The following is a 10,975-nucleotide window of genomic DNA, read 5'->3' as shown; positions in this document are numbered from 1 at the left end:
TTCATAAACCTTAGTATCAAATCACAGTATGATTAACAACGTTTGAGGAAAGCGGGAGACAAGCAATGACTGTAAGCTATTTTGACGCGGCAAACAAACTAAAGCAGGAAGGGAGATTGGAAGAGGCGATCGCTTCTTATCGCTCTGCTATTGAGGAAAACCCCAATTTTTATTGGTCTTACCCAAATTTGGGAGATGTTTTGCTTAAGGTTTCCCGGTGGGAAGAAGCAGTCAATGCTTACAGTCGGGCGAGCGAGCTGAACCCTGATTCGTCGGCTTGGATTTATTACAATCAAGGGGAAGCTTTAACTAAATTGGGGCGGTTGGATGAGGCGATTGTTTGTTATCAAAGGGCGATCGAGCTGAGTCCTGATGAGCTGGAGATTCAATCAAGTTTGGCAGAGGCGTTGCGGCAGAGAAGCCAGGTAGATTTGGATCGGGCGATCGGGATGTATCAGCGGGCGATCGAGTTAAATCCAGAGTCGGTGGAAGCTTATCAAAATTTGCTAGAAATCCAACCGAAAAACTGGGAAGTGTGGTGGAAACTGGGTAAAGTTTTAGTCAAAGAAAGCCGTCAAAAAGAAGCAATAGTCGCCTACGGGCGAGCCATCGAAATAAATCCAGAATTTGCGTCAGCCTACGAAAGCCTGCTGTCAATACAATCTGATAACTCGGAACTTTGGTGGCAGTTGTGCAGAGTGTACGCTCAGCAAAGGGAGAGGCAAAAAGCAATTGCAGCCTACCGGCGAGTCATCGAATTAAACCCCGACTCAGTTGCAGCTTATCAAAGCCTTGCAGAGCTGGAACCAGATAGCTGGGAAATTTGGTGGCAGTTAGGGAATCTTTTAGCCAAACACAATCAGAGAGGCGAAGCTGTTACAGCTTACGATCGCGTGATTCAACTCAATCCTGACGCGGCACTAAAAGTATATCAAAATATCTTAGAAATTCAGCCAGAGAGCTGGGAAATTTGGTGGCAGTTAGGGAATGTTTTAGCCAAACAAAATCAGCACGCAGAGGCCGCAGCAGCCTGCGAGCAAGCCATTAAACTCAATCCTGACACGGTTCAAGCGTACCCAAATCTGTTAGAATTTTACAAAAATATATTAGAATATCAACCAAAAAACTGGGAAATCTGGTGGAAACTGGGTAAAGTTTTAGTCAAAGAAAATCGTCAAGAAGAAGCAATAGTCGCCTACGGGCGAGCCATCGAAATAAATCCAGAATTTGCGTCAGCTTACGAAAGCCTGCTGTCAATACAATCTGATAACTCGGAACTTTGGTGGCAGTTGTGCAAAGTGTACGCTCAGCAAAGGGAGAGGCAAAAAGCAATTGCAGCTTACCGGCGAGTCATCCAATTAAACCCCGACTCAGTGGCAGCTTATCAAAGCCTTGCAGAGCTGGAACCAGATAGCTGGGAAATTTGGTGGCAATTAGGGAATGTTTTAGCCAAACAAAATCAGATAGGCGAAGCCATAGCTGCCTACGAGAAAGCGGTTAAACTCAATCCACCCGACCTACAAGCCTACCAAAGTCTTGTAGAATTGCAACCGGATAACTGGGAAATCTGGTGGCAATTAGGTAACCTCTATGCTCAACAAAATCAGCAGGAAGAAGCGGTAACAGCGTATCGCCAGGTAATCCGATTAAATCCCGAATTTGTAGAAGCTTCTCAAAAAATACGACAAATTAAACCTGAAATTTGGGAAAGTTGGTTCAACTTAAACAACCTGTCTCAGATTGAGAGATACAAAGCTTTAGCTTTAGGGGTTGAGTATATAGCTGGCACGGATGTTGAGGGAGATATAGCTGAATTTGGTACCATGTGGGGGAATACAGCTAAATTCTTGGCATTTGCTTTGTCTAGAACTGATAGTAATCCTTATATAACTCTCAAATTGTCTCAAATGAAACTACATCTTTTTGATAGTTTTCAAGGTTTACCCTATTCAGAAGCTCAGGCCGATCAAGAGTCCCCTCATGTAAAGACAGGAGTTTGGGGACCGGGAACTTGTAAAGGTAGTACCAAAGAGCAAGTTTTAGAAATATGTAAGCAATATCTTCCCGAATCAAGAATTAGGATTTATGAAGGTTGGTTTCAGGATACTCTTCCTCAGATCCCAACCAAAACAAAGTTTAGTATGATCCACATAGATAGTGATTTGTATCAGTCTGCTATCGAGGTTTTAGATACTTGTTTTGCGCGGGAGTTTGTACAAGAAGGGACAGTCATCTTTTTTGATGATTGGAATTGTAACCGAGCCTCTCCCAAATTTGGTGAAAGGAGAGCTTGGCAGGAAATACAGGAAAAGTATTCAGTCAATTTTAGCGACTGGGGTATCTACAGTACTGGTGGTTATAGAATTATTGTTCACTCTTACAATATTCCTAATAATTCATAATTTTGATAGAATGTTACAGTCCTGGATACAAGAGCAACAAGAATAGAGGATTATTACCAAAATGAAATTATATAAGAAAGAACAACTAATAGAGTGGATTAGTAAAAATTCTGCTCTCACCTTAGAAGAATCAGTTGACTCTCGATTGGAAGAAGTGATCTCTCGCTATAAAGAATTTATTGAAAAAAATCCAGATGAGTCTCAATTTCAAGATTGGGAACTCTGGTGGCAGTTAGGTGGGATCTTAGAAGAACTTGGTCAGGTTCCAGAAGCATTAGCAGCTTATCAGCAAGTAATTAAACTCAATTCCTATTGGGTGCAAGCTTATCAAAATGCCATCAAACTTCAGCCAGAAAACTATGAATTATGGTGGCAATTAGCCTGTAATGTATACGCTGAGCAAGGCCTAATAGAAGAAGCGACTGAAGCTTACCAGTCCGTAGTTAAACTCAACCCGGACTTTTTGCCTGCCTACTACTGTTTACTAGAGCTTCAACTAGAAAATTGGGAGATTTGGTGGAAATTAGGTAAAGTTTTAGATAAACAAAATCAGTATGAGCAGGCTGTAGTTGCATATAACCAGGCAATCGTTCTTAATCCTGATTTTGATGGCGATTTTGGCAATGATAATGACATAGATGATCGGTATATCTACGTTCAAACCAGTGGAGATTATTCTGAACCAACAAGCAAAACTAAGATTGAGTTGATCAAATCCGACTTAAAAAAAACTTACGTAAGATTAGCAAAACAAACAACTGATTTAAATGTATATCGTCATTTAAGTAAAACCTGGCAGCGTCAAGGTCACTTGAATAAGGTGATTACCTTTTGGCAAAAACTGGTTAAAACAGAACCTACCAATGTAAATTTTAATATTGAGATGGGTAACATACTTTTGTTACTAGAAAGACGAAATGAAGCACTTAACAGCTATTACCGAGCCAACCAAATTTACTTGGAAGAAGTCCGTCGAAATGGAAGGACAGGGAGGCTATTCTTAATTACATTGCCAAAATCAGGTGGTCAGTATCTTGCCATTTCTCTTCAGAAGGGATTAGGCATAAACCAAGCGCCCTTACCAGGTAGTAACAACATATCTTTCGACGATGTTTTAATTATGCCGTCAGTACATAATGGGCTCCACTCATCAAAAGATATTATTGTTGTTTCTCATGCCTATAGTAATGATTTCAATCGTCTTGCCATTACTCAGTATGTAGACAAGCTAATAGTTAATGTTCGAGATCCCAGGCAAGCTACCCTATCTCACATACACAATTTAAACTTAATACACCGTCAGGCAGGGAAGGAACAATTGTTGTTGTCTGTGCATCTTCCTCAAAAATATTTTCTATGGTCTTTATCTGAACAAATAACTTGGCAAATAGATCAAGGCTTTTTCCCAAAAGCTATTCAGTTTATACAAGGTTGGTTAGAGGCAGATGAAGATCCCAATTTTTATCCCCCCATCTTGTTTACTAGGTATGAACACTTAGTAGAAGCTCCCGAGAAATATTTTACTAGAATTTTGAAATTTTATGGATTCAGCGAATCAAGTTTTGATTTTCCCGAACAGCCCAAATTCCAAGAAAAAAGTCACTATAGAAAAGGAGAAATTGATGAGTGGAAAAAAGTATTTACTTCCGAACAAGCTGACAAAGCTTGTAGTATGCTTCCTGAAAAAGTAAATAAGTTTTTAAATGGGTCGTCCGACGTGGAATAAATAAAAATAGTTGCCCCGTGAAGTAGAAAACCGTGTTATTGTCGCTATATTGATACCATAAACAAATGACAATCAGTTACTTTCAGACGGCTAATAAACTTAAACAGGAAGGTAAATTAGAGGAAGCGATAGCCTGTTATCACAGCGTTATTGAGCAAAATCCCAAATTTTATTGGCCCTACCACAACTTGGGGGAAACTTTAGAGCTCCTAGGTCGCACGGATGAGGCAATCAAGGCTTATAACCAAGCTATTGACCAGAATCCAAACTCGGCTTTCTCTCACCATAATCTAGGGGACGTTTTGGTTAAACTTGGTCAGCTAGACGATGCAATTATTGCCTACCGCCGCGCTGTTGAGATTTGCCCTAATGTTTATAATTTTTACAACAGCTTGGGGCAAACTTTTTATGAGCTAGCATTACAGATCACACCAGACTCTTTAGAATTATACCAAAGATTAGGAGAAGTATTACCTAAACTAGCTCATAGCGAAGGATATTTAATAGAGTTAGACAATCTAAACGATCCCGAGTTTATACAAGTAACTAGCCATCTCAACAACGAAGATTTTATAGAAAAACTTTATTGTGTTTATTTGAAACGCCAGCCAGATGAGGCAGGAAAAAAACACTTTATAGAGGATATTCGCAACAATTTGACTCGCCAGGAAATTGTTTATAAAATTCGGCAATCCCACGAATCTATATCGCTGCCAATTATCACAATTCGAGCAACGGAACCCTACTACATCAAAGATGAAGATTTTCTACAAGCAACTGACCAACTTAACGAAGAGGCTTTTGTAGAAGAGTTGTATCGCGCCTATCTAAAACGAAACGCTGATGATGAAGGGAAAAATCACTACATTCAGCATCTTTGCAATGGGATCTCCCGCAAGGAGTTAGTTGAGGGATTCCGGCAAGCACCTGAATTTAAGTCTTTGTTAAAATTTTCAATAGTATCTTTCTGCCTGCAAGAAGCGATCGCCGCGTACCGCCGTTCGATTGAGCTTAACCCCAACAATCATAAGTCTGAGTACAACTTGAGAGAAGCCATAAACTACCAGGGCAGGCTATTAGCGCAGGCGGGGAAATTAGAGGCAGCAATTGAAAGCTATAAACAAGTGACTGCTGCTGTGGAACTAAATTTATCAGATTACCCGAACTTAGCAGAGGCACACTACCATCAAGGAAATGCACTAAGGCAACAGGGTAAATTTGAGGAAGCACTTGAAAGTTATAAACAGGCGATCGGCATCAATCCCAATTATACTGAAGCATATTTAGGCCGGGCAGCGGCACTGACATTGCTAGACAAGTTTGATGAGTCAGTTTCAGATTGGAGGAATGGGCTGGAGCTTTGCGCCGACATCCAACAAGCATTATTTGATGTCGGAGACAGAGTGACATTCGATCGGGGGAAAATGGATGCTGCAATCAAGCTATACCAACTGGTGTATGAAGTTCAGCACAAGCGTGCTGATAACGAGGGCTATCAAAAATTAAATATTACTTTCCTTACCCCTCACTGGGTTTCTAGAATTGGACACCTAGCTTGCCTAGATTACTATGTAAAAATGGGTATTTTGGGCTGGCGACCTTTACACCTAAATATAATATTAGCACCTCACGAAGTGATAGCTAACTCATGTTTATTGAACTACTGGCAGCGCTATCATATCTATGCAATCTCCGATCCCCTATTGATAGAACGTTTATCTCCTATAACTAAAAACCTGCAAGAACATTTCAATGTTTGGAGTCTGTCTCAAGGAGAAGTTATGGGGATACATGAGGCAAGAACGTTAAGTCAAAAACAATGGGAAGCCGAAGGACGTTCACCACTTCTTACACTGTCCGATCCAGATCGTGAACGCGGCTGGAGTTGTTTAGGGCAATTAGGAGTGCCCACAGATGCCTGGTTTGTGTGTCTTCATGTTAGGGAACCAGGCTATTGGCAAGATTCTGCTGCATATTTACGCAATTCAAATGTTGATACATACTTGTTAGCCGTCAAAACAATTGTAGAGCATGGCGGATGGGTTATACGCATGGGCAACCCAACAATGAAACCCTTACCCCAACTGAATAAAGTTATTGACTATGCTCATAGCGATGCAAGAAGCGATTGGATGGATGTTTTCTTATGTGCTTCATCTCGTTTTATAATAGGGACAGATTCAGGGTTAACCTATGTGCCTTCTTGTTTTGGCGTACCCATTGCCATGACAAATAATGTGCCAATGGGTGTAAGAATGTATTCTCAGCAAGATATTTACATTTCTAAGCTGTACTGGTCTATACATGAGGAGCGATATTTAGATTTTGCTCAATCAATGGCTCCTCCTTTAGGTCATGCTTTCAGTAACGAAGGTTTAGCTGCATCTGGTGTTAAAGTAGTGGACAACACGCCCGATGAGATTAACGACTTAGTGGTGGAAATGCTAGAACGAATTGATGGAACCATTAAGTACACACCCGACGATGAACGTTTACAGGGAAATTTTAATAGACTAGCCGAAGCTTTCAATGCTTATGGCTGTAGCCGGATAGGAAGAAATTTCTTACGCAAGTACGCTTGGCTTCTGCCAGCTTCCGACGACTACAAGACATTAAGGAAAGTTTCTTCAGACTCCAGCAAGATAAAGGCTAATATTCTCAATAGTTAATTGTCAACCTAATCTTGGCTATCTGATTATCCAAGTTAACTTCAAGAGGAAAATTTGAGATGACAAAAAATTTGGAAATTAAGGTACAAGAGCTATCTCAAAACTATAAAATTCCCAAGTCAGACTTAGCAATCTTTGGTGGATCTAAAGTTCGTTCGCAGCCAATGCCACCGCGTATGGCTTGTGGAGACACAGAACTTCAAGCGATACAAGAGCTGTTTGCCCACTACAAAAGTAGAAAAGTAGATTTTGGTTATCAAGATACATACGAACGACTCTATACAGAAGCTTTTGTTCAATATCAGGGAGTAGATGGATATGCTGATGCTGTGAGTACAGGAACAGCAGCTTTATTTGTAGCTCTAGCTACATTGCAGTTACCACCTCACAGCCATGTTATTGTTTCACCCATTACTGATCCGGGAACTCTTAGTGCGATTATCCTCAACCAGCTAGTACCTGTAATCGCTGACTCTAGCCCTAATTCTTACAATATGGGGGTTGAGCAGTTTGAGGAGCGTATCACCGATAAAACAAAGGCTGTATTAGTGGTACACGCTGCTGGCAAAGCAGCTCCAGTTGACTTAATTAGTCAAGTAGCCAGACAGAGAGGAATATATGTTGTTGAAGACTGCTCACAAGCTCACGGCGCGAAATTAAACGGTCAAAAAGTTGGTGTCTTTGGAGATATTGCAGCTTCTTCAACTATGTATAGAAAAGCCCTAGCTTCAGGTGGTTGTGGAGGCATGATTTTTACACGTTCTCAAGAGCTTTACCATCGAGCTACAGCCTATGCAGACAGAGGAAAAGCTTTCTGGACTGCTGACTTTGATGCTAAAGACTGCACGAAATTTCTGTTTCCCGCTTTAAATTTTAACATTGATGAAATTTCCTGTGCGCTCGGGATGAAATCCTTAGAAAAATTAGAAGATACAATTAGGAAAAGAATTAACTTTTTACAAATTCTTCACGAGCAAATCGAACGGAACTCAAAAGTATGTCAACTATCACCTATCTCAAATGATGACTCTCCGTTTTTTCATCCCATATTTGTCGATTCCACTAAGATATCTTGTTCCAAACAGGAATTTGCCCGAGCTATTGAGAGCGAAGGAATCGATATTAACCCTCATTATATGTATGTTGTCAATGAATGGTTTTGGGTGCAGCCTTATTTAGCAGATAGGTTTAGAGCTACCAACGCGATCGAGTGTCGGGACAGTTCTTTTAATATCCTCTTCAATGAAAACTATGGTATCAAAGAAGCAGAGGATATAAGTGCTGCTATCATAAAAGTAGAACAAGCGTACTCTATTAACTAGGACAATCAAAATGGAAGAAAATTTTTTTGGGACAGCATCTTCTACAACAGCCAAAAATGTTTATTTGCACCAGGAGGCATCATCGGAGTTTGAAAAATTTGGCGAAGGCTTCCAATTAGGTCCCTACAACACCCGCCACTTACTTTCAGATCCGAGGCGCATCGGTTTTATGATAGCTAGGCATAAATTTGTGGCAAAAATGCTGCATGGCTACAACAATGTTTTAGAAATTGGTTGTCAGGAGGGGTTAGGGTCAATAGTTGTGAGTCAGGAAGTCAATCATGTAGTAGCGACCGACTTTTACAAGCCTCATATAGAAAGCTGTTTGAGTCGGTTAACGGGGATAGTTAGCAATATCGAGTTTAGAGGTCATGATATTATTGACGCTCCCATTCCCGAGAACTTTGATGGCGCTTTCTCAATGGATGTGATAGAACACATTGAGCCTGCACAAGAAGATAGATTTATGACAAATGTAGTGGCTAGTCTGTCAGAACACGGTGTCCTGGTACTGGGAGCACCGTCTCTGGAATCTCAACAGTATGCTTCTGCCGCTTCTAAGGTCGGTCACATAAATTGCAAAAGTGGCGAGGATATGCGTGCCTTTTGCAACCGCTTCTTCCACAAAGTTTTTATGTTTGGAATGAATGATGAAGTGGTGCATACTGGTTATCTGCCAATGGCGCACTATCTAATTGCCCTGTGCGTTTACCCCAAAAAGGAGCTGGCAGAACAATGAAATCCATCACCAGTCGGGATATTCGTGCTGGATTTGAAAGGTTGGGTATTGTTGGGAAGCGGGTTGTAGTACATTCATCGCTGCGTAGCTTTGGTCATGTGGAGGGTGGCGCAGAAACAGTGGTATCTGAAATGATTAATAGTTTTGAGACTATTTTAGTCCCCGGATTTTGCTGGGAATCTAACGCACCACCACCCTCACACGATCGACCAGAACAAAATGGTTGCGACTACTCATTTTATGACAATTGGACAAAACCAGCGAAACCTTTTATTTTAGAGTATGCTGGTGTTGAACCAAAGATGGGAATTATTAGCCAGACTTTTGCAAAACTTCCCCAGTCACAACGCAGTGACCACGCATGGTATTCATGGATTGCCTATGGGCAGCTTGCAGACCAATTAGTTAACCACCACCCTTGGGAAACAACACACTTACCTCTTGAAAGGTTAGCAGAGCTTGATGGTCAAATTGTACTCCTAGGGGTTGGGATTTCTTCTTGTACCGCTATTCACATAGCAGAAGAGCGTGCTGGTCGCCGTCCCTTCATTAGGTGGGCAACTGATAAAAGTGGTCAAATCAAGCGCGTGGGAGCGGGTGGATGCGGGAAAGGATTCAATAATCTCATGCCTTACTGCCAGCAACTTTTTTCCGAAACTTACATCGGTTCTAGCAGGGTTTTAACAACACCATTAAAAAGCTTTATTGAACATACAACGTCACTTATCCAATCTTTACCAGAAATAACTAGATGCTCAGATACCTGCATCAGATGCCGAGATGCAATACTGGGAGGTGCTATCCATTAAAAATAGCCGACATCATCCTTGTCGCTATAATCTTCAATTTGAATGCCATTCCCGTTAACTATCAAAACAATAAGGAGTTTAAACTATGACACTTGAAACACCTAATACAACAAACTTTCCTTCTGATGTAACCGAATATACTGCACCCTTACCAGTGCCAGATTTGCCTTCAAAGATTTTAATGGATTTGCAGGAGGGATACTGTAATCTCAAATGCCCTAAGTGTCTTGTTCATGGTTCTGATGATATAGAGGCAATTAAAGCTATCCGGGGATATATGTCTCTAGAGGATGCACGCAAAATTCTCGATGAAGTCATGGTAGCTAACCCTTTAGTCCAGCCTACTCTCTGGAGTGAACCGTTACTGGCACGGGATTTTCGCCAACACATCACTGATATGAAAGAGCGGGGTATAGCTGTTGCCCTGAACACTAACGGGTTGTTATTGACAGAGGAAATAGCTCAATTTTTTGTTGATATCAAGCTAGACTCCCTATTTATCAGCATTGACGCTACAACCCAAGAAACGCTGAAAAAAGTTAGGGGTGTTGATAAACTTGAACAGATTCAAGAAGCTGTTTTTAGGATGCTCCGCGTTAGAGGAGATGCGACTTATCCCCGTATTGGTGTTTCTTTTGCCTTTGAGAAGGAAAACCAACAGGAACACGATGAGTTTGTTTCATACTGGGTGAAGTACGTTGATGTTGTCCGAGTTAACCAAGTATATGAGGGGGGAAGATGGCAGCGTATACCCATGCCAGAAAATCGTGTGGCTTGCAAGGCACTTTACCATACTATGGCCATCCATCACGACGGTGATGTTTCAGTGTGCTGCCTTGATGGGTTTAAAGAGACAAATTTGGGGAATGTGGTTAAAGAGGGTGTAAAAAGTGTATGGCTGGGTGAGGAGTTTCAGAAAGTACGGTATTACCACGAAACAGGTCAGTACGATCAGATTCCTTTTTGCAAGAATTGTAATGTTTGGGCTAATTATATATATGAAGAAGAAATTCAAGCGAATCTTTTGATTCGCCGTTCTCCTGGCATGACTTATTACAACTCTATTGAGAGATTGTCAGGGTGGGAAGGAGGTTTGCTTGGCGGTCATGCTCCCCACTTTAGGAATGGATTGCTTGAAGCAAAAGTTCCATCTGCTGATTAGAGTATGTAGGACTTACGCATTGACAAAAAACATCATCTATGAATTATAGATAATGATATCACTGCTAAGGTTGGCAAAAATATGCTCACGTACAACTAACGTGAACATATTCCGTTGTACTTCATACCAATTGCTAATTATCTTTT

At 41.1% G+C, this 10,975-nt stretch carries 7 protein-coding genes; all 7 read left to right on the top strand.

Annotation, left to right across the window (positions count from 1 at the left end; translation table 11 throughout):
- Nucleotides 1-65 precede the first annotated feature (65 nt).
- The 7 genes from ACUVJL_RS02395 (at nucleotide 66) to ACUVJL_RS02365 (ending at nucleotide 10,829) form a co-directional block, all read left to right on the top strand.
- Nucleotides 66-2,402: a tetratricopeptide repeat protein gene (locus tag ACUVJL_RS02395; RefSeq protein ID WP_445244383.1), complete on the top strand. Its 2,337-nt coding sequence runs from the start codon at nucleotides 66-68 to the stop codon at nucleotides 2,400-2,402.
- A gap of 61 nt (nucleotides 2,403-2,463) precedes the next feature.
- Nucleotides 2,464-4,128, top strand: coding sequence for a tetratricopeptide repeat protein (locus ACUVJL_RS02390; protein WP_445244382.1), 1,665 nt, complete (start codon nucleotides 2,464-2,466; stop codon nucleotides 4,126-4,128).
- Between the two features lie 65 nt (nucleotides 4,129-4,193).
- Entirely contained in the window at nucleotides 4,194-6,797 is a 2,604-nt protein-coding gene (locus ACUVJL_RS02385; protein WP_445244381.1) for a TIGR04372 family glycosyltransferase, read from the top strand.
- 59 nt (nucleotides 6,798-6,856) lie between these two features.
- Complete coding sequence (locus ACUVJL_RS02380; protein ID WP_445244380.1) at nucleotides 6,857-8,119, top strand: DegT/DnrJ/EryC1/StrS family aminotransferase; 1,263 nt, start codon at nucleotides 6,857-6,859, stop codon at nucleotides 8,117-8,119.
- Between the two features lie 10 nt (nucleotides 8,120-8,129).
- A complete protein-coding gene (locus ACUVJL_RS02375) occupies nucleotides 8,130-8,858 on the top strand; it encodes a class I SAM-dependent methyltransferase (RefSeq protein WP_445244379.1) in 729 nt (242 codons plus the stop codon).
- Nucleotides 8,855-9,667 (top strand): AAC(3) family N-acetyltransferase, encoded by an 813-nt coding sequence (locus ACUVJL_RS02370; RefSeq protein WP_445244378.1) that lies wholly within the window; start codon nucleotides 8,855-8,857, stop codon nucleotides 9,665-9,667. Before ACUVJL_RS02375 ends, ACUVJL_RS02370 begins: the two co-directional genes overlap by 4 nt.
- An 85-nt stretch (nucleotides 9,668-9,752) precedes the next feature.
- Nucleotides 9,753-10,829, top strand: a complete 1,077-nt coding sequence (locus tag ACUVJL_RS02365; RefSeq protein WP_445244377.1) for a radical SAM/SPASM domain-containing protein — start codon at nucleotides 9,753-9,755, stop codon at nucleotides 10,827-10,829.
- Nucleotides 10,830-10,975: the final 146 nt, after the last annotated feature.

It is taken from the genome of Microcoleus sp. OTE_8_concoct_300 (assembly GCF_031383065.1).
GTDB lineage: Bacteria > Cyanobacteriota > Cyanobacteriia > Cyanobacteriales > Microcoleaceae > Microcoleus.
The sequence above is the reverse complement of the archived record's forward strand: the minus strand, read 5'-3'. Positions and strand labels throughout refer to the sequence as shown.

Bases quoted from the DNA above. Each gene is read 5' to 3' on its own strand.
- ACUVJL_RS02365 (WP_445244377.1), top strand. From the start codon at position 9,753: ATGACACTTGAAACACCTAATACAACAAACTTTCCTTCTGATGTAACC.
- ACUVJL_RS02380 (WP_445244380.1), top strand. From the start codon at position 6,857: ATGACAAAAAATTTGGAAATTAAGGTACAAGAGCTATCTCAAAACTAT.
- ACUVJL_RS02385 (WP_445244381.1), top strand. From the start codon at position 4,194: ATGACAATCAGTTACTTTCAGACGGCTAATAAACTTAAACAGGAAGGT.
- ACUVJL_RS02370 (WP_445244378.1), top strand. From the start codon at position 8,855: ATGAAATCCATCACCAGTCGGGATATTCGTGCTGGATTTGAAAGGTTG.
- ACUVJL_RS02375 (WP_445244379.1), top strand. From the start codon at position 8,130: ATGGAAGAAAATTTTTTTGGGACAGCATCTTCTACAACAGCCAAAAAT.
- ACUVJL_RS02390 (WP_445244382.1), top strand. From the start codon at position 2,464: ATGAAATTATATAAGAAAGAACAACTAATAGAGTGGATTAGTAAAAAT.
- ACUVJL_RS02395 (WP_445244383.1), top strand. From the start codon at position 66: ATGACTGTAAGCTATTTTGACGCGGCAAACAAACTAAAGCAGGAAGGG.